This is a genomic window from Shewanella sp. HL-SH4 (assembly GCF_051164845.1).
Classification (GTDB): domain Bacteria; phylum Pseudomonadota; class Gammaproteobacteria; order Enterobacterales; family Shewanellaceae; genus Shewanella; species Shewanella glacialimarina.
On the sequence record NZ_CP195037.1, the window covers coordinates 2,763,625 to 2,784,801 of the forward strand.

The 21,177-nt window shown below is 40.9% G+C and carries 12 protein-coding genes; 6 read left to right on the plus strand and 6 right to left on the minus strand.

Going from position 1 to position 21,177, the window contains the following annotated elements; translation table 11 throughout:
- Positions 1-24: 24 nt before the first annotated feature.
- Positions 25-843, minus strand: a complete 819-nt coding sequence (locus tag ACRWQL_RS13120; RefSeq protein WP_434939210.1) for a DUF3530 family protein — start codon at positions 841-843, stop codon at positions 25-27.
- A 211-nt stretch (positions 844-1,054) separates the two neighbouring features.
- A complete protein-coding gene (rapA, locus tag ACRWQL_RS13125) occupies positions 1,055-3,958 on the minus strand; it encodes an RNA polymerase-associated protein RapA (protein ID WP_434950409.1) in 2,904 nt (967 codons plus the stop codon).
- Between the two features lie 239 nt (positions 3,959-4,197).
- On the opposite strand from rapA, the gene ACRWQL_RS13130 reads away from it, so the two are divergent.
- On the plus strand, positions 4,198-4,704 hold the full coding sequence (locus ACRWQL_RS13130) for a hypothetical protein (protein ID WP_434950411.1): 507 nt from the start codon (positions 4,198-4,200) through the stop codon (positions 4,702-4,704).
- Positions 4,705-4,809: 105 nt separating this feature from the next.
- On the opposite strand, the gene ACRWQL_RS13135 is transcribed toward ACRWQL_RS13130, so the two are convergent.
- A complete protein-coding gene (locus tag ACRWQL_RS13135; protein ID WP_434950413.1) occupies positions 4,810-6,561 on the minus strand; it encodes a lysophospholipid acyltransferase family protein in 1,752 nt (583 codons plus the stop codon).
- A gap of 885 nt (positions 6,562-7,446) precedes the next feature.
- Here ACRWQL_RS13135 and ACRWQL_RS13140 point away from each other — a divergent pair.
- Together ACRWQL_RS13140 and ACRWQL_RS13145 are read left to right on the plus strand one after the other, a co-directional pair.
- On the plus strand, positions 7,447-11,157 hold the full coding sequence (locus tag ACRWQL_RS13140; RefSeq protein WP_434927221.1) for a response regulator: 3,711 nt from the start codon (positions 7,447-7,449) through the stop codon (positions 11,155-11,157).
- Between the two features lie 65 nt (positions 11,158-11,222).
- Positions 11,223-13,622 (plus strand): zinc-dependent metalloprotease, encoded by a 2,400-nt coding sequence (locus tag ACRWQL_RS13145; RefSeq protein ID WP_434950415.1) that lies wholly within the window; start codon positions 11,223-11,225, stop codon positions 13,620-13,622.
- A gap of 58 nt (positions 13,623-13,680) precedes the next feature.
- Here the strand turns inward: ACRWQL_RS13145 and ACRWQL_RS13150 are convergent, their stop codons facing one another.
- Positions 13,681-15,489: a protein kinase domain-containing protein gene (locus ACRWQL_RS13150; RefSeq protein ID WP_434950417.1), complete on the minus strand. Its 1,809-nt coding sequence runs from the start codon at positions 15,487-15,489 to the stop codon at positions 13,681-13,683.
- A 173-nt stretch (positions 15,490-15,662) separates the two neighbouring features.
- Here ACRWQL_RS13150 and ACRWQL_RS13155 point away from each other — a divergent pair, with 173 nt between their 5' ends.
- Both ACRWQL_RS13155 and ACRWQL_RS13160 read left to right on the plus strand, forming a co-directional pair.
- A complete protein-coding gene (locus ACRWQL_RS13155) occupies positions 15,663-16,019 on the plus strand; it encodes a hypothetical protein (protein WP_226413181.1) in 357 nt (118 codons plus the stop codon).
- A 76-nt stretch (positions 16,020-16,095) separates the two neighbouring features.
- Positions 16,096-16,761, plus strand: coding sequence for a thiopurine S-methyltransferase (locus ACRWQL_RS13160; RefSeq protein WP_434950418.1), 666 nt, complete (start codon positions 16,096-16,098; stop codon positions 16,759-16,761).
- Positions 16,762-16,827: 66 nt separating this feature from the next.
- On the opposite strand, the gene ACRWQL_RS13165 is transcribed toward ACRWQL_RS13160, so the two are convergent.
- Positions 16,828-17,859 (minus strand): porin, encoded by a 1,032-nt coding sequence (locus ACRWQL_RS13165; protein ID WP_434950420.1) that lies wholly within the window; start codon positions 17,857-17,859, stop codon positions 16,828-16,830.
- A gap of 656 nt (positions 17,860-18,515) precedes the next feature.
- Here ACRWQL_RS13165 and tcdA point away from each other — a divergent pair.
- Entirely contained in the window at positions 18,516-19,331 is an 816-nt protein-coding gene (gene tcdA, locus ACRWQL_RS13170; RefSeq protein ID WP_434953384.1) for a tRNA cyclic N6-threonylcarbamoyladenosine(37) synthase TcdA, read from the plus strand.
- 112 nt (positions 19,332-19,443) lie between these two features.
- Here the strand turns inward: tcdA and ACRWQL_RS13175 are convergent, their stop codons facing one another.
- Positions 19,444-21,066 carry an ATP-binding protein gene (locus tag ACRWQL_RS13175; protein ID WP_434950422.1) on the minus strand — a complete coding sequence of 541 codons (1,623 nt, stop codon included), beginning with the start codon at positions 21,064-21,066 and terminating at the stop codon, positions 19,444-19,446.
- Positions 21,067-21,177: the final 111 nt, after the last annotated feature.

Sequence of the window (21,177 nt, forward strand, 5' to 3'; positions counted from 1 at the left end):
ACTCACCATTATTTGCCATAAGCGTTATCGGCCGATAACGCTTCTTGAAAATCCTTCAATTCGTTCAAGTGCTTCTTGCCAACCACTCGAGTTAGCTAAAGTTAAGTCTAATTGATACTGGCGATAGTATTTAATGGGTTTGACTTGGTTGTATTGCTTGCGCGCAGGTGCATTCGCTTGTGCTAGGGGGTGGGAGTCAGGTGAAACTAAATCTAACACCGGAATAGACATCATCACCAATTGTTCGGCTATTTGTTTACGTTGACTCGACTCTTCTATTAAGTCTTCATACTCTCGGTAGGGGTTTACTAAAATTAGCAGCTCAGGGCTTGGTATTTTCTTTTCAAAAAGTAAGTGGGTGACCATGCCTGCACTGTCATCAAAAGCGATGATAATTTTTGCGCCTGGGTATGGCTGGCCAATCGCGGTTAATTGATTTAATGCTTCAGTGAGGTTAGCTTGCTGAAAATTACGTAATTCGAGAAGTTGTGCTGAATTATATTTAGGTACGGCTTGTTGTGCGGGTAGGCTGAGTTGCGCGTCACCGGCTTTTTTTATTTGTTCACTTTCTGTAGTGAAATTAGGTCTATATAACCCTTTTGGTGGGGTTAAACTGATGGTAGCCCAGCCCTTAGCATTGAGTTCATGGCGTAAAAAACCCACCAGTCCCATGCTTTCCGCCTGGCTGTCTGACGGCCCTATGATGATAGCTAAGCCAAATTGCTGTTTACCACTCCAGGGTCTGACTAATACATCTATTTCTTTTGCTTCTACGGTGATTTTTTTTATTTCAGCGGCGGGAGTAGGGGCAAATGAAGGTTGCGCTAAAACAGCTGTGGACATTAACAACACGCTTAACAATAAATAATACCAAGTACGTAATGAGCTCAAATTAACCTCTTCTTATTTATGTTATAAACCAGCTAGGGTACAAACTTGTCATACCAATAATAGCTTAATGGATTTAAAAAAGAAGCACATGCCTTTTAACGGGGCATGTGCTTCTTTTCTATGCCTATTCAAATAGATTTATTTAAATAGGTGTTAGGTGTGTTTACACGTGGCTCACTAATACCATGCGTATTGCATCAAGTTGCAGCTGGCTGTCATCAATATATTCATTCAACTCTGCTATTTGGTTACGGATGTAATCCAGTTCAGCATCACGGATATTAGGGTTAACCGCTTTAAGCGCCTCAAGACGGTTTAACTCGCCACCAAGCTGATGACTCATTTTATCTTTAGCGTTGAGTACTAATTCAGATAACACCGCTTTTGCATGGCCTTCACCGTGGGCAAACAAAGGGTGCAATATTGGCTGAGAAGCATTAACAAGCTTGCTGGCAATATGACGATTAACTGCACTAAGTTGTTTATCAAAACTTTTATAATCGACTTTATCCGACATATTGTTGCCACTCTTATCCAGTAAAATGCGGATAGGCGTAGGTGGCATATAACGGTATAACTGAGTCGATTTTGGTGCCGAAGCATCGGCCATATAAATCAGTTCTAAAAATAAGGTTCCAGCAGGCAAAGCTTTGTTTTTCAGCACAGCAACACTGGTAGTGCCTGTTTCTGAACCGGTAATTAAATCTAAACCCGTTTGTACGATAGGATGTTCCTGCGAGATAAAGGCTATATCATCGCGTGACAATGCAGTTTCACGATCGAACGTCACAGTGACACCATCTTCAGGTAAACCTGGATAAGTTGGATATAACATGTGCTCGCTTGGACGTAAGACAATAGTGTTTTCGCCGCAATCTTCTTGATCAACGCCAATAATGTCCCATAGGCGGATGACACTGCCAATAAGGTCGGTACTGCTATCATTGTCCGCTAGGCGTTTAATCAACGCATTAGCGCGCTCACCACCATGTGAGTTGATTTCTAATAGCTTATCTCGACCTTGTTCCATTGATTTTTTCAGTTGCTGATATTGCTGCTTGGTGTGATTTAGTAGCAGTGTAAGCGCCTCTTCGTCGTCATTGGCCAACACTTGAGTTAACTCTTCAGCAAACTGATTAAATAATACATGTCCACTTGGGCAGGTGAGTTCAAATGAATTTAATCCATCGTGATACCAACGCATCAAGCGTTCCTGAGCTGTTCCCGCTAAGTAAGGCAAATGAATTTGAATGTCATTCTTCTGCCCAATACGATCTAAACGGCCAATGCGTTGCTCGAGTAAATCTGGGTTAAGCGGTAAATCAAATAACACTAAATGACTGGCAAATTGGAAGTTGCGTCCTTCAGATCCTATTTCAGAACAAATAAGCGCCTGAGCACCGCCGTCTTCCTGGGCAAAGTAAGCACCGGCTTTATCGCGCTCAATAATTGACATACCTTCATGGAATACTGTTGCCTGAATGCCTTCACGGGTACGTAGGGCTTCTTCAAGGCTTAATGCAGTTTCAGCTAAGCTGGCAATAATCAGTACTTTTTTACTGCGGTGACTTTTGAGGAAATCAATTAACCAGTCAACGCGTGGGTCAAACTTCCACCATGAGCTGTCGTTTTCAAAGGCTTGATAAAGTTTTTCAGGGCTTAACGCCTGTAATGCCTTGGCTTCAGGTGTTTTAGCGCCGCCCATCATGTCATTCACGCGCTGAGCAGTAACATATTGTTCCGGCATCGTTTGCGGATAAGGATTAAAATGACGCTGTGGGAAGCCTTTTACTGAGGCGCGGCTGTTACGGTACAGTACGCGGCCAGTGCCATGACGGTCTAATAATTCTTGTAACAACTCGTCACGGGCTTCTTGTTGTTGTGTTTCATCAACACCAGTTGCTTGAATTAATCGAATGTTAGGCTCGATGTCTTTCTCTGGCAATAACTCAGTTAAGCTGTTGATTGCATCTTGACTTAAATTATCATTAGACGCCAAAGCTTGGGCTGCATCGGCAACATCTTTATAGCTGTTTTCTTCGCTTAAGAAAGCGTCGTAATCATAAAAACGATCGGGATCGAGCAGACGTAAACGAGCAAAGTGACTTTGGTGACCCAGTTGATCCGGTGTTGCTGTGAGTAATAAAACCCCAGGTACAACTTCACTGAGTGCTTCAACTATTTTATATGCACGGCTTGGTGCATCTTCTGACCATTCTAAATGGTGAGCTTCATCGACCACTAATAAATCCCAATCGGCATCTAATGCCTGATCAAGACGTTTCTTTTTACGCAATAACTCAAGCGAACAAATCACTAATTGCTCGGTATAAAAAGGGTTATCGTTATCGGCATAGGCTTCAACGCAGCGGTCTTCATCAAATACTGAAAACCTGAGGTTAAAGCGGCGCAACATTTCCACTAACCATTGGTGACGCAAGGTATCTGGCACTATCACCAAAATGCGTTCAGCACGACCGGTTAGTAATTGTTGGTGGATGATTAACCCTGCTTCAATGGTTTTACCTAAGCCTACTTCATCAGCAAGCAATACTCTTGGCGCATAACGGCGACCCACTTCATGGGCAATCCATTGTTGATGTGCAATTAAGCCTACACGTGGACCTTGTAAACCTAATAAATCAGAGGTGGCTAATTTGTGACGTAACAATTGACATTGGTAGCGCACGCCAAAACGTTCTAATCGATCAATTTGACCGGCAAACAAGCGGTCTTGTGGCTTATTAAAACGAATATTATGGCTCAGTAATGTTTCTCTTAAACTGACCTTTTCTTGGGTGTCACTGTGGATCCCGTGATAAATAATAATTTGATCTTTTTGTTCAATTTCTTCAACGGTTAGTTTCCAGCCGTCACCGCTTTCAATGCAATCGCCAGGATTAAAAATGACCCTTGTTAATGGTGCTTCAGCACGGGAGAACATCCGGTTCTCTCCAGTGGCAGGAAATAATAATGTGACCATCCGGCCTTCAACTTGCACAACTGTGCCTAATCCTAGTTCTGACTCGGTATCACTGATCCAGCGTTGACCTAAAGCAAACGGCATCTTCAACTCTCATGTTTAAAGCGGGAAACAAAAAGGGGGCGTATATTATCTCAAACCCATCCAAATTTAAAATTTTAGCACTTAATTAGACAGATATTTTTAAATTATCCTTCGTTAGCGCTGAAACGAGCATTTTCAAGTGGCTTGAGTATATTGTGCTAGAGTATAAAAACATTGTAATTAAATACCTCATATGAAGGTCTATTCATTTAGATTCCAATGATAGGGTTAGGTTTTTGATGTTAAGCCACTATATTTCAACGCTAGATCAAGGTGTTTCATTTTTAACGCAATTGCAGCAAAGAGACTATTGCAAGTTGGCAGATGGTTTGCCCAGCAGCATAGGTGATCATGTTAGACATATTTTAGATCATTTTATGTCGTTACAGAATTGTCTTGAAACGGGCATAGTAGATTATGAAAATCGTCGAAGAGGCTCACTGGTTGAAACCTCATTACCCGAGGCATTGAATCAATTTAATAATATAAAGCAGTGGATGCTAGCGCTGACTGAAGCGGATATTAGTCAAGTGGTGCGGGTTCATTCTGATGTTGGTATCAATCAAACTCATATCATTGAAGTAGAGAGTACTTTAGCCAGAGAACTTATGTTTGCCTGTAGTCATGCCATTCATCACTATTCAACCTTAAAACTGATATTTCAGTTAATCGGTGGTAAAACCCATGCTGAATTTGGGTTGGCTCCTTCAACTGCGAGTTTTAATCGAAAACACTGTGCACAATAAGCTGGTTTATCACTAAAAGCGGGTATGAAGTCTTTTTTATCCTTAGTTTAAGAATTGGCTAGACGATGGCTGTTTGCTTAGGTGTTTACTTCACTAAGTTCGAGGTCATTGTGCTTGTGATGTATGAACATCATGTTGTTGATAACCCTCTGCCCCTTGCCCTAGATACAGTTTTAGTAAGCGTTCTGGTGCGTGAGGCAAGTCTACACTAAGCAATAGCCCCGGTGTTTCGGCAAAGTTGGGGTCTATACCCACACAGTAAAACTTAGCACCCAATTGGTGATATAGCTTTACCAATACCGGCAACCCTTTACCGTCAGGTTCAATTTGCTTGACCAATAACTCTAAAATCTCGATATCGGCAGGGTAGCTGGCTAAATACTGCTTAACATCATTTGGCACAGTAATATCGAACTGTTTCTTGGGCTTAACGTCTGAAGATGAGGTCACCAAAAATTGTTCAATTAACCGCACACTCATAGGCGTGTATTGCTTACTTAAAGACACTGTGCCGTATAAGGTGCGATATTGTGGGAACTTGCACACAAACGCGCCAATGCCCTTAAACAATAATAGTAAACCATGAAAGCTACGCTGATGACTGGCAACTACAAATGATCGACCCATTTCAAGACAGGGCTGTTGTTGATTGATAAATTCAGCGCTAAAGTCAAACATACGGTTTAAATACAGTTGAGATACACCGCCCTGTGCGAGTAAATTATCGGTTTGGCCCATGCGATATGCACCAGTAATTGCCTGATTTTGAGTGTCGTAGACAAATAAATGAGTATAAGTGTCATCGAATGCGTCACCGTCCTGGGGTAAGCCACTGCCTTCATCAAACTGTCTGAAGTTTTCCTCCCGTAAGCGACGAATGTCTTCAATGACAGCAGGGCATTGGGCGCGAGATGCGTAGTACACTTTAAAATACTTATACTGGAGTAAGCACTGATCTTGCGGAAGTTGGCTTATTTCGTTGTCTATATTGTGCGGTAATTGCGAGGCTGCAAGAGGCAACATTTCAGGTGCCTTGCATACCGGCCATTGATGTTGGTACTCAGGGGCATGCAAGTATGTCAGTAAACGGGCAATATCAGTCGTCATTTGGGTTTTCTCAGGTAAAGATGGCAATAATGTGGCTTGGCCAAAAGTGACCTCAACGGTTTTTCCTTTGCTGTTTAGCATTTCTCTGATCAGTAATAACATTCTAAAACGAAAGTATATCTTGCCCATGAAATAGAAAAAGTCGCTATTTTTTCCTGAAATAAAACAGGGGATTAAAGGTGCTTGGGTGAAAGAGGTTAGCGCGCCCACTATTCGATGCCATTGGTGATCTGTCACTTGACCATCACGACCGGGATAACTGACCCGTCCTGCGGGAAACAGCACTAATAAGCCGCCCTGGGCCAAGTGGTCTTTGCAGGCTCTTAGCGATTTAGCATTGCCTTTCGCACCTGGAACAAGTGGGTTGGTAAAAATAAAGAAGTCGGCTAATTCTGGAATGATTTTCAATGCTTGATTAGCGAGTATTTTGACATCACCCCGCACTGAAGATAATAAAAAAGCCAAAATAACACCTTCAATTCCGCCATAGGGGTGATTCGCCACCACAATAGCGGCTCCCTTTTGTGGGATAAGCTGAGGTAAATTGGTTTGGCTTTTTATTGTTAACTCAAATACATCAACAAAGTGCGTTGCAAAGGCTTTTTTCTCTAGTCCTTTCAATCCCGAATCTTGATAAACACGATTTAATTGGCTAATGCCTAAAAGGTAATCGACTAGGGTTATCAATAATTTTGAAAAAAAACTACGAGGCTTTTTCGGTAACAGATTGTTAAGACTCAACTGCGGCATATTTTTGTTAAACCCTGTAACAAGATTAATTGAGCATCAAGCAGTGTTTTATGCTGCTGTAGTTGGCGAGTACCTCTTGCGCAACTAGGTCCGTATTTAAGCTAACGGATTACAACACTGGGTTGATTTAAATTATTTACTATAAAGATATGTTTGAATAACATCGAGTTATTGTTTAAAAAATTGAGCCATCGTTTGAAATAGAGACATTTCTTTGACAATCCTCTTTTTTGAGACCTTCACTTTTAGGTGTAAACCAATATGCAGCTTTCTCATGTATTTACCTTCATCAGCATGATTATCATCGCTGCAAACGTCTGTCTTTCTTCTGAGCTCATACTGGTCAAAAAACTGCACAATGGCAGCTTAAAATAAATGAAGGTTGGCAATGACCTTGATGTAACAGATAAGTTTGTCTCTAATGTTATTAAGCAAATCACTAATAAGACCTGTGAAAGTAGCTAATAATTTCAATAACTATTCATAAAGGTGAATATCGGGCTCGTCATTAACAATCATCGGATGTCATACTTTATAGATTCACCCAGTTCACAGACTTGAACCATATAAATATTATCAGCGAGTTAACTTAACAAGGCTAAACAACCCATAGTGCTAGCTTTATTATGTAGTTATATATCAATTTCTTATAGTTTTTTATTCGTTTTTTGACTTCGCTTGGCACTGTGGGGTAATACCCTGATGAGCCAGTAATGAGTGCCGCTAACAGATGTCATAAAAAACCGATTTAGATTTATTCATGTGATTGAGATTATGTTCCTGATAATATGGCCTTTGTCTTATTTATTGCGCGCATTAACCTAATGTTATGATGCGCCGACACTTGTGCTACCGCAAAGGGTGCGCTGTCACCAAAGGTACGGAATGAAACCAACAGAGCCTGATTTACAGCTAAAATCACCTATTCAACGTAATTATAATCGCGCGGTTTTTTACACTTATATTGGTGTGATTGTCATGTCACTTATTTCTGCGGCCATTTTTTATGAACGCCAGAAAGAGGTGCAAATTGAACAGCGTGAAGATCAAGTTGCACGGCATGTGTTGCAAATCGATTTATTATTAGAGTCCAGTATTCGTGCGGTAAAAAGCTTACGAGATGTGGCGGTTGATCATCTCCGCCTAGGCGAGCAAGTGCGCAAAGATCGTCTACCTCAATATGAAAAATTCAATGCCGATGGACAGTTTTTTAGTTTAGAGCCTAACTATGTTAAAAGTGGCGAACCCTTTACCAATATGGGACGCATCACAGGCATGGGCTCGCTTGATGGTCGCAGTGAGAAGTTTTATCAAGAATTAGAAATGCTGTTTGAGCTATCGCTATCATTTCCCGTCGCTAAAGAAGCGGCACCAAAAGCTTCGTCTATTTATTATGTATCTAAGCGAAAAATGATGTCGTACTTTCCTTGGAGCAGTTCTGATCAACGCTTCAGGGAAGAGCAGCTTAATAAGCAGCAATTTCAATTAGCCACACCAGAATTAAATCCACAACGAAATGCTTTTTGGAGTCCGGCATATGTTGATGGTGTCCAGGAAGGCTTACTAACCACCTTAGGGTTACCGGTTTATCTTGAAGATGAGTTTATCGGCACGATTAACCTCGACATGACCTTGGCTTCATTGGCGAAACAAATACGTACTTATTTCAAAATGCCTGGTACGGTTATTTTATTAGATCAACAAAATAATATTTTGTCCCATAGCGATTTTGACTCCAATGAAATGAATCGTGTGTACCATATCAGCCAACGTATTCCGGCAGAATTACATTCGTTATCTGAATCTGAATTGTTTGACGCCCATGAAGGCATATTACGTAATAATCATTATATTCATTCTGTTGCATTGCATAATGCGCCGTGGCGATTATTGTATATTCAAGAGGAAGGCGCGCTTTTTCAAGATTCATGGGAAAAGTTACAACTGACTTTTATCCTGGTTGTGTTAGCGCTTTCGGTGCTAGTGACCATTGTGCATTGGCAAACCCGCCGTGCGTTTGTTAGCCCTGCATCAAAGTTACTGACCCATTTAGAGGCGTGTTCCCAGTCACCGATACAGCCTCCAGAAGTCATCAGTCCTGGGTGGGAGCCGTGGTTTTTACTGGTCAGTCGTATTTTTGAAGAAAACAAACAATACACGCGCCATCTTGCTGAGCAAAATAAACGTCTCGATAACTTAGTCGCCAGCCGTACTCAGCGTTTACGTGATACCACTGAGCGCCGTGAACGTGAATTTGCCTTATTAAGGTCGCTTATTGATTCATTGCCAGAAGCCATTGTCTTTAAAGATAAAGAAGGTAAGTATCTTGGCTGTAACAAGTCAGCTGAGCGTATGTTAGGTGTGAATGAAAGTGATATTATTGGCTTAACTACCTGTGATTTTACTAGCCCTGAACAAGGTAAGCGCATTTTAGCCGAAGATAAAAAAATCTTAGACGACAAAAAACCACTGCAATATAAAGAGCGAATTGAAATAGCCGGAAAACCGGTACTATTGAATGCCTTTAAACTGCCATTTTATAATCGCCGCAATGAATTGCTGGGTCTGATTTCTATTTGGCGAGATATTACCCGCGAGTATGAATCAGCAGAGCAATTACGCTTATCAGAAGAGCGTTATCACATGGCAATGGATGCGGTTGAAGATGGTTTGTGGGATTGGTATATCGATTCAGAACAAATTATTTGTAACCCAGCATTTTATTCTATGTTGGGCTATGAACCCAATGAGTTCCCTGCTTTATTATCATCCATTGACGGATTGACTCATCCAGATGACCGTGACCGAGTGCAGGAATATCGTAGCCAATACTTACTTGACCCTACCGATGCCTATGAAATTGAATTCAGGATGAAAGGTAAGCTGGGTGAATACCATTGGTTGTTATCACGTGGTCGTGCGGTAGAGTTTTTGGAGTCAGGCCAAACTAAACGTATGCTTGGTACTCATAAAGATATCACCCGTCAAAAAAGTAATGAAGTGGCCTTGCTGGAAGCTAAGCAAGACGCAGAATTAGCTAACATGTATAAAAGTGAATTTTTGGCTAACATGAGCCATGAAATTCGCACCCCAATGAACGCAATTATTGGTATGTTACAGCTAGCACAACGTACTAGCCTGACCATTCAGCAAGAAGATTATCTCAGTAAAGCGGGCTTCTCGGCCCAATCTTTGTTACGAATTATCAATGATATTCTCGATTTTTCCAAAATCGAAGCCGGTAAGTTAGAGCTAGAGCGAGTCGCATTTCCGTTAGACAAGGTACTGGACCATGTGCTGGATATGAATGCCATTAAAGCACAAGAAAAAGGCGTTGAATTATTACTCTATGCACCAGTTACCGCGGGACTTATTCTAAATGGAGATCCACTGCGTCTGGGGCAGATATTAGTTAACTTATTATCAAATGCGGTTAAATTTACCCAAAATGGTGAAATTGAGCTGGGCTGTGAAGATGTTGGCGAGCGTGATCATCGCATTACCTTGAAGTTCTGGGTTCGAGACACTGGAATAGGTATTAGTAAAGAACAGCAATCAAAACTATTTGATGCATTTGCCCAGGCCGATGGTTCAACTACCCGAAAATACGGTGGCACCGGATTAGGTTTGTCGATCAGCAAACACCTTGTTTCTATGATGGGCGGTACTATGCAGGTATCGTCAGAAGTGGATCAAGGCAGTATTTTTAGCTTTACCATTAGTTTTGAAATTGCTGAAGAAAACATCGTCGAGCCGTTAATAGTACCTGAACAGTTGAATAATTTAACCACATTAGTAGTCGATGATAACCCCAGCGCATTGCAAATTTACTCAGCATTAATGAAAGACTTCAGCTTTGGTGTTCGCACCGCTTCAAGTGGACAGCAAGCATTAGATTGTTTGGCTAGACAACCTGTGGATCTGATTTTATTGGATTGGATGATGCCTGAAATGGGCGGGTTGGAAGTACTAACTAAAGTTGATGAAATGGTGGCAGATGGTCGCTTAGCAAAACGTCCGGTGATCATATTGATGACAGCCTACAGTGCAGAACCCCTAACCAAGGATGTTGCCGATAGAAATGTACATGCCATTTTACAAAAACCCTTTAAGGCATCAGTCTTGTTTGATGAAATTATTGGGGCGTTTGCCAAAGAGCCAAAACTCAATGTACAGTCTGTTCCCAAAGAAGATATTCAAGAACAACAATCAGGATTAGTGTTGTTAGTTGAGGATAACTTTATTAACCAGCAAGTGGCATCAGAATTATTAAAAAGTGCGGGTTATGAAGTGGTGATGGCAGATAATGGTCAAATAGCATTAGATTTAATTGATACCCGAGCATTTGACGCCGTATTAATGGATATTCAAATGCCCGTTATGGATGGTTTAACCGCTTCAAAAGAGCTGCGTAAACGTTACAGTCCGGAACAATTACCGATTATTGCAATGACGGCACATGCGATGTCGGGTGACCGTGAAAAAAGCTTAGCGGCTGGCATGAATGCCCATATTACCAAACCAATCGTATTGAATGAGTTATTCGATACCTTATCTCACTGGATTGAATATAAGAATAATAACAATAAGATGTGATCTGGCGTGTATTGAGTAGCAACGGATTGCATGTTTTTTTAAAGGATTTTTACAAGGAATTTGACATGAATCGACGCCATCTTTCATTGGCGATAATGCTGGCCATCAGCCCTATATTATCGCTAACAACTTTATCTAGTCCAGCATTGGCTGCGACGGCCGAAACCGTCATTAAGCAAAGCCAAGTAGCTCAAGGTTTTGTTAATTTTTATTACGATAGCACCGACGGTCAGTTGTATTTACAAGCCAACAAGTTAAATCAGCCTTTTTTACTGTTAACTAGTTTGCCCCATGGGGTTGGTTCAAACGACATTGGTTTGGATAGAGGCCAGCTTGGCCGAACTCGTATGGTGCAATTTGAGCAGCATGGTCCCTATATTGTATTAAAACAATTGAATACTTACTTTCGAGCCAGTAGCGATAATGTCGCCGAGCAGCAGTCTGTCAAACAGGCCTTTGCTGAATCTATTTTGTGGCGTGGAAAATTACTGCCAGGCAAAAAAGCGTTAGTGTCGATTAATGATCTGGTCATTAACGACTTACACGGCGTATCGGATGTATTAGTCGACACAGAACAAGGTGCTTATACCCTTGATAGCCAGTTGTCGGTGATCATGCCTGATAATATAAAATCCTTTGCACAAAATGCCGATGTTGACGTTAACCTGACTTTTAAAGCTCAACAAGCTGGCAAGCAAGTTGCGGAGGTTACCCCCGATGGTAAGTTTATGTCGGTGCGGATGCGTTACTCATTTATTCAGCTGCCCGAAGCGGGTTACCAAGCCCGCGCATATCATCCTATGAGTGGTTATTTATCTGACGAGTATGCAGATTACTCCGTTAAGGTAGATGAGCCGTTGGTGCAGCGCTATTTATTAAGGCACCGCCTTGAGAAAGTGACACCGGGCGATGCCCCAAGTGAAGTCATTAAACCTATTATCTATTATCTCGACCCCGGTGTGCCTGAACCAATTAGAACTGCATTGTTAGAGGGGGCGCGCTGGTGGGAAGAAGCCTTTAATGAAGCTGGTTTTATTAATGGTTTTAAAGTGGCGATGCTACCAGAGGGCGCGGATCCACAAGATGTGCGTTATAACATGATCCAATGGGTACATCGCGCCACGCGTGGTTGGTCATATGGGGCAGCCGTCACCGATCCGCGTACCGGTGAAATTATTAAGGGTCATGTCACTTTAGGTAGTTTAAGGGTTAAGCAAGATCACCTAATTGCCAGAGGGTTAACCGCCGACTGGCCAGATAGACAAGCTGCTGCAGATGCTGCTATGGCACTGTCTTTAGCGCGAATTCGTCAATTGTCGGCCCATGAGATTGGCCACACATTAGGCTTTGATCATAACTTTGCCGCATCAACAAATGATAATGCGTCGGTGATGGATTATCCCCACCCATATGTGCGTTTAGAAAATAACGCCATCGTGATTGATAACCCGTATTCAGAGGGCATAGGCGAGTGGGATAAATATACCGTCGCGTTTGGCTATGGTGCTGCGGCTAATCAAGAGCAACTGCTTAATCAAGCGTTAACTAAAGGCTATCGATATATTGGCGAAGCAGACTCTCGTGGAAGCGGCGCAAGTCATATTTATGCAAGTCTGTGGGATAACGGCAATGATGCTATTGCTGAATTGTCTCGCTTAGAAGCCGTGCGTCGCCATGCTATTACCCAATTTAATGGCGAGGCGTTACTCAAAGATGAGCCTAAAGGTGAGTTGGCAGATGTTTTTGTGCCTATGTATTTATTAACCCGTTATCAGATAGAAGCGGCGGCTAAATGGATTGGCGGCACTGATTATAACTACCAGCAATTAGGCTCAGGACTGCGCTGGTTTTTTGCGGCGCCAGCAAAGCAACATGCTGCGCTGGATGCATTAGTAGCAGGCTTATCGCCCCAGAGTTTAGCGATACCTGATAATGTACTGCACGCTTTAGTACCCAAAGCTGGAAATTATCGTAAAACCCGTGAAAGCTTTAATGGCAATATGGGTGTTGTGAGCGATCCATTAGGGATGGCAGAAGTCATGAGTCGGCATATTGTGGCGCAGTTATTGTCACCAGAGCGCTTAAATCGTGTTAACCAAGCTTATATGCAAGATACTGAACAGCTCTCTGTGGTAGATATATTAGATAAGCTTATAGGGGCGACCTTATATCAAGAATTATCAAGGGAAACACAGCTAGGGATTAATATGCGGGTCAATGCCGTTGTGGTTGAAGGCATGTTAGCTACATATCATCATCAAGATACCGCCAGTGAAGTTAAAGCCCAGTTGTTCGCTAAACTTGGCTTTACCGTGAAGCAATTAAAGCGCCGTAGTACCCGTGCAAGTGAGTATCAAGCAGCGCATTACGATTGGCTATATCAAGGTATTGAGAAAAGCCTGCAAACACCGGAATACAAATTAATTGCCAAGCCACTTATTATGCCACCGGGCTCACCTATTTAACCTTCCTGTTACCTTAGTTGCTTAACGTAAACGCCCTGAAGATATCTTCAGGGCGTTTTTATGTGATCAGTTCCTTGGGGTTTTTAGGGTAAAACAGGTCAGGTTTCTTATCTAAATGTGAGAACTGACGGGTATTCTTATAAGGTAACTTCATAAAACCACTGATCCCATGACCTTGAATCTTATCCGCATTTGCAATAATTCTATCGAGCGAAGCCCTGAATGCAGCTTGTTTGCGCGGATTAAGTAGTCGTAAATAGCTATGGATTTTTAAGTGAGTCGGAAGTGCTTCAAAAATAATACAGCCAGTGTGATGAATTTGGTTGAGCCAGCCTAATTCTGTCATTATCTCTGCGGGAAGTTCGAGGTTTTCTTCTGGATCTTTACCATCTTCAAAATAGGAATGCAGGCGAGATTTATCCTCCAGTAAGGGCACATCACCAACTTCAAAAGGTAATTGCATTTCACCTGTTATTTCAAAGGGCATTTCAGGATTACTACGTTCGATATGCAGTGTGTCTTTGGCATTAAAAAAGCAGGCTTTAAATACCCCAATACGCTTAATTCCACGTGCCATAGTGACCATGTTATTCACCGCAAGTGTTAACGCCGTTTTATGGCTAGGGTCATAGGTTGCTAGGTTTGAATCAATATACACGCCTGTTGGCTGCCAGTGTATTGCCAGTCCACCGACGATGGAGTATTGAGCCAAACGCCCGACAGCCGCAATAAATCCTTTTTCAGTATCTGCCATGCCCACCATAAAATTTCGATAGTATTTATCGACCTGCACATCGTCAATATCTGCAATGTGTTCATGGCTATTATGTTCTTTTAAAAATGATTTACGCGAGCTATAGCTGACGGTTTCAATTACTCTTGGGCGTGGTTGAACCCAAACCGGAATTTCAGATTTAGTTGGCAGATATGGAATATTGGGTAAGTGCATACGATGGTTGTGACGCATACTTTTTAAAAAGTAATCGCCAGCACGGGCTCTCATCACAGGATCGTTGCTTAACATGCCGTCTAATGTTTTCGCTAGCTCAATCGGCAGACCAATACTTGTGGCGGGGATAACTTTAGTACCAAAGCGACTGCTTTGCCCTGAAGCAAGTGCATATAAGGTGCCCGCAACACCTTGTTCATCAAATCGTGCTGAAGAAAGCGCGCCACTGAGCTGGTCTTCGCCGATAAAGTAGACATCACCCATGCGGGCATTTGTCTGGTGCTGATCGCTAGACATTAGCGACATCACATTATCATCCACAGGACGATTAAATTCATCGCGCTGTGCAAATACAGCCGAGCCCCAATCAATTAGCGACAGGTTATCACTTTCAATGTCATACACTAAATTCGATGGTTTAATATCACCGTGGACAAAGGGTTTGCCTTTACGTAGATAATACAAAATATTGGCAAGCTGGCGGGCTATGCTGACTATCATTGATGCTGGCAATGCTCCCATGCGGAGGCAAATTTTATCTAAATCTTCTCCTTTAGCGCGCTCCATCACTAAAATACCTTGCTTGCCTACGCGTTCAAACTTGATTGCGGCGGGCACATTAGGATGTTTCACTAGACTAAGCATATAGGCTTCTTCTTCGAGCCTGTCTTGAATATTTTGCGGTAACGTCAGACGGGAAAATTTAAACACGTGTGAATCACCCACACTGTTTATTCCTGCAAACACAAAGCCATAAGCACCTTTACCAATAAATTCTATTGTTGAGTAGCCAAGCTTGATCAGCTGCTGCTTACATAATCTGACCCAGGCTTTATGTTTGCGGGCATCATTCGCCTTAAGCAAATAAATAGATTGCTCTTCATTAATATAAAAGTGTTGTAGTTGTGGCGTTTGCAAATGATATCCCCTTAAAACTGCTTAGGTTATTTAAGCCTTATCTCAGCCTGACTTCAAGCGCTTCCTAACTAATTTTATCGGTTAAGTAAACCTTGACCTGTATCAACTTACTTTTGCCCTTGAGTCGGTAAGATTAACAGAGATTTAGCAATCGCTTTTATAGGGAACACGTTATGCCAAATATAAAAAAAGCGGATTTAATTCAACTGTTTGACTTTCCTCGACTGCGTATACTGCAATCTATGGAAGTGACACATTGTCCCCATGCGGTATTTTTCAATGCAGCGGACGAGCAATGTATTACCTGCCATCAAGGGGAAGAGTGTGTGTGGATTAATCATAATGATGAGATGGTTGCGATGGAGCAAAAATCTGTCGATGATTTAAAGCAACAATTACTGGTCGCAGTTGATTTTGTCGATTCAAGTTTGTCCCCACACCATTTATCTCGCCGTAACTGTCAATGTGAGAATTGCGTGTGGTTGCGCAAAGTTCAATTGGTTCTTAAGGGGGATTTATCTAACGAATAGTGGCTGGATTGCAGTTGCTTCTGTTGATTCAAGCTTATACAGTGGGCTGCAGTTAAATTCGTTGGAGAGATTTAAAATGGAACCTCAATTTTGGCATGAAAAATGGCAGATGCAACAGATAGGTTTTCACCAACCACAAGTGAATCCGTTATTGATTCGTTTTTGGTCTGAGTTGAATTTAGTGCCCATGAGTAAAATTTTTGTGCCGCTATGTGGTAAATCTTTAGACATGTGCTATTTAGCTGAATTGGGTCATCAATTGCAGGGGTGTGAGTTAAGTCAAACGGCTATTGAACAATTTTTTAATGACAACCAACTCCCCTTTCAAGTTCAGCAGCATACCCAACATCAATTTTATGCAGCCGATCAAATTCAGTTAATTCAAGGTGATATTTTTGCTTTAGCCCCAAGTGTCACGACAGATATTGGCGGCTTTTATGATCGAGCGGCGTTAATTGCTTGGCCAGAAGATATGCGCCAACAGTATGCACAAACACTTGCTAAGCTGATTCCCGTAGGTATATCCGGGTTATTAATTACACTAGACTATCCTCAAGACACGCTTAAAGGTCCGCCATTTGCAGTGAGCCCTGACTGGATTGAACAATATTTATCGCCGTATTTTGAGGTGACCTTACTTGCTTGTGAAGATGTGCTTGCTGATAACCCAAGATTTGTGAATAAGCAGGTCCCTTGGTTAAACGAAGCTGCATATAAGTTAACCCGCAAAAAAGTGATATAGAGTTTACAACTAGCTTAAATATAAAGGCGACCAGAAGGTCGCCTTTATATTAATCATTAATGGATATTAGAAATCGTAACGCACACCAACGGTGAATACGTTGTCATCTTTTAGATCCGTTTTAACGTTAGTTTCAGTGTAGTCACCTTCATACATAGCATAATGGGCGAATAATAACGTCGATTTGGCTACGCGATAATCAGCACCCACTGTGATATTTTGTACGTTGATATCATCAGCACCTGCTTGACCTAAGGCTTTGTAGTACTTACCAAAACCAGCTTCATCTTGACCATATTCAACTTTCAAGTTAACACCATTTAAGTTGTAAACCGCGTTGACAAAATATGTGTTACCGTCAATGTTGCTGTCAGTTACGCTTTCAGAGTTTTGGAATAAACCGCCCACTTTGAAATCGCCAAACTTAACTTGACCTACAGCACGGTAAGCATCAACGCCACCAATAGCTTTGTTATAAGCACCAGCGACATAGTAATTTTGCTTAGACAAGCCTTTATCACCTAAGGTGACACTTAATGCATACTGAGCGTCATCAGAAGCTTGGTTATCTTCCATTAAATAGGTTGCATTAAGGGTGATGAGGTCTGCAATAACTGGAGAGTAGTACCATATACCATCAGCGCTACGAGTTTGGCCGCTGACGATACGGTCGATATCAGCGTTGGAGTTGCCAAATAAATCAACACCACCTTCAGATTGTTTAAATACCGTGTCGTTACGACCGACTAAAACAGAACCCGCTGAAGTTTTGATACCTAAAAATGTATTACGGGCTTTGAACGTATCGCCTGAATTAGAAGTATTTTCGACTTGAAATTCCATTTGGTATAACACTTCAACACCATTAGCAATTTTCTCGCTACCTTTCACGCCAACATTAGAAAAGTTGTTCTCTAAATAAGTGCCGCTTTCACCCACAGTTACGCCATTAGTACCACTTTGTAAGGTTGAGCCAGCATCTGAGTTAGTAAGCGATAAATCTAAACGACCGTAAAAATCAGGGCCATCAGCAAGTGCACCAAATGAGGTAATAGCCAAAACAGACGCAACTGATGCAGATAGTAAGGTTTTTTTCATCTTTCAAACTCCCAGAACTTAACGTTCTATGATTCCATTTTAAGAATGGTTTTAATAGTAATTAATGCCAAAAAGTGGCATGTAACAATCTGATTTGAGATTTTACAGTTTTGCTAAGCTTAGTTTGTGGTAGAGATCAAACTTTTAGACCTTAAGTTATTTTTTATATCTAAAACTGAGCTGGAAAGGTGTTTTATTGCTGTTTTTATATTGTATTAAGTATTTTCACTGTGTCACTGTTCTTTAAAAAAGATTATCAGCACATCTTCTGAGCGCTTAAGTTGCCTTGGTCACGATCAATTACTGATAGCAAATTCAATGAGTAACAATGTAGTTTAGCAGTTGTTAAATTAAGTGATGTATTTTTTTAAAGGCAAAAATGAGTTTGAACTGTTATTTAGCGATTCATGACCGACATTAATGGCATAGCTAAAACTAAAGCATTGAGCTGTAAATATGGACTCGTATCTTAATTTTTTAAGCTATTGTTATTTAGAGTTTTTTATATTTAATTTTTGACTTTTGTAACATCTATGAAGCGACGATATTTAGGCTTGTTCGAATAGTGATTATATAAACCTAGGTCATTTAGCTTTGACGGCGACTAGGCTAAAATAGGCAACTCGTTAAGTCAGTCAGAATAAAGGCATGTGATGTTGTCAGAAGCATATATGAATCGATTTGCAGGTATAGGGCGTTTATATGGTCAAGCAGCATTAAATGCTTTTGCTCAAACTCATGTGGTGGTTGTCGGTATCGGCGGTGTGGGAACTTGGGTGGCAGAAGCCTTTGCCAGAAGCGGTATTGGTCAAATTAGCTTAATTGATTTAGATGATATATGCGTGACTAATACTAATCGTCAAATCCATGCTTTAGCTCAAACGGTGGGACAATCGAAAGTAGAAGTCATGGCAAAACGTATTCGAGACATTAATCCAGAATGCCAAGTTAATGAAATTGAAGACTTTATTACCTTAGACAACCTGAGCGAATATTTCCCCCGTGAAAATAATACCTCTAATAGTCAGCAAATTGATTATGTTGTCGATTGTATTGATGCGGTAAAACAGAAAGCGGGATTAATTGCCCACTGTAAACGTAATAAAATTCCAATTGTAACTATTGGTGGTGCGGGTGGACAGACCGATCCTAGTCAAATTCAAGTGACTGATTTAGCAAAAACAGTGCAAGATCCATTATTAGCTAAAGTGCGAGGGATTTTACGTAAAGAATATGGGTTTAGTAAAAATACTGAGCGACGTTTTGCTATTGATGCGGTGTTTTCAACTCAGCATTTAGTTTACCCCCAGGCTGATGGCAGTGTATGTGCGAGTAAAGCGACAGCCGATGGGAGCATGAGAATGGATTGTGCTTCAGGTTTTGGCGCCGTGACTATGGTGACAGGTACGTTCGGTTTTATGGCAGCCAGTCGTGTGTTAGCTAAAATATCCGCTAAGGCTTGTGCGAAATAATAGCGATCAAGTCGCCGGATTGGTTGTTTTTTATAAATAGCTCACTGGTAAGAGTGTTGCTGGTTTGTGCGATTTCTTACTGACTCAATTACTCAATTACTCAATTACTCAATTACTCAACAATTAACGTATTGTCGGCAAACTTTGGTACATTTTCATAAGGGAAGCTGACAATAAACATTGGACCGCCTAATGGTGAAATAGGTTCATATCTGACGTTGCCATGTAGCAAGGTCGCGGCATTAAATGCTGCGGCTAACCCTAAACCTATTCCTCCTCTATTTCTGGCAGTAGTAAAGAATGGCTCAAACATGCGTTCGGCGACATCCGCAGGAATACTCAAACCATTGTTTTGAATTTCAATATTCACTTTGTCATACTCTATTACCACATTTATCATAATTTGGCTGTGTTCGACGCCTTTAAATGCATGTGTATAAGCGTTAGAAATAATATTACTAATAATTTGGTTAAGTAAGTTAATGTTACTAACGATTTCTAATCTTTCATCTACATTTATATTAATATCTACATGTTGTGGTGAAAACATAATTTGAGTTGAGTCGATAATGTCTTCTAGCTGTTTTTTCAAATTAAACTGAGTATTTTTCTCATAACGTTGCTCTGCTGCTACCGTTTTGAATTTTTGGATTAATGTGCTGGCTCGAGTAATATTATTAACTATTAGCTCACAACTTTGCTGGTACTCTTCAAGAATACGGTTTATCTCCTCCAAGGTGGCATGCTCGCTATGGATGAGCTTAATTAAATCTTCTACATGAGAGAGTTGAGAGCTTGCCGCAGTTAAACATATGCCAATAGGGGTATTTATCTCATGTGCCAATCCTGAAACTAATCCCCCTAATGCCGCCATTTTTTCCTGCTCGACAAGCACTTGCTGAGCACGTTTTAAAATCAGTAATGACTGCTCTAGTTCTTTGGTTTGTTCTTTAACTTGTCGAGCCAGTTCATCTTTATAGCTTCGCTCAAGTTTAAGTAATCGTTCTCGATCTTCCAGTGCACTTTGTAATGCTGTTTTCGATTCTTGTTCATCGGCAAATGATGCTCTTACTTGCTGTTGCATGCTATTAATTGCTTTTGCCACCATAGCAAATTCGTCGCGTTTACTTTTATGGTCAAAAACTAAGGGATTAAAAGGTTTATCCAAACTTATTTGCTCACAATATTGACTGAGCTTGAGTAAGTGTTTTGTGATGTTCAACCAAACCAAGAATAGAATAAAACCAGCAACTAAAAAGGTTTTTATCGCGTTTGATAACAATATAAGGATAGCTTTATCATAAAGCCTATCGTAAATAATGTTCAGGTCGGCTTGGACGAGTAAAGTGCCTACCTTTATCTGATTTGAATTGGTGTAAATAAGATCAAATTGTTTCTCAATCGTCGATGTCTGATGATACTTACCTGCCTGCCACTCTTGACCGCTATCATCCTTAATTGAGATATAGGTAATGTCAGGTAGTTGGCTTAAACCGTCTAACTGAGTACTAATTAAGCGCTCATCTATTACCCAAATACTGGCAGCTAATACTTCTAAATTTACTTTTTCGATACTAGAGAATGCTCTATCTATACGGTTTACATCACTGCTGTAATCGTTAAATAACTGATAAATAGTCGTAAGAAGGGTAATAAGTGAACTAAAAAGCACAATCGAAAGCATAAGCTTTCGACCGATAGGGCTAGTGAATAGTTGGTTGGAAAATTTCAGCATAGTTTTATTTATTTAATTAATCTAAGTGCTTATATAATAAGTTAGTTCAAAATTTATATTATAGCTATATTTAATTTATTACTTTTATATTGATTTTTTCAATTTCAGAGC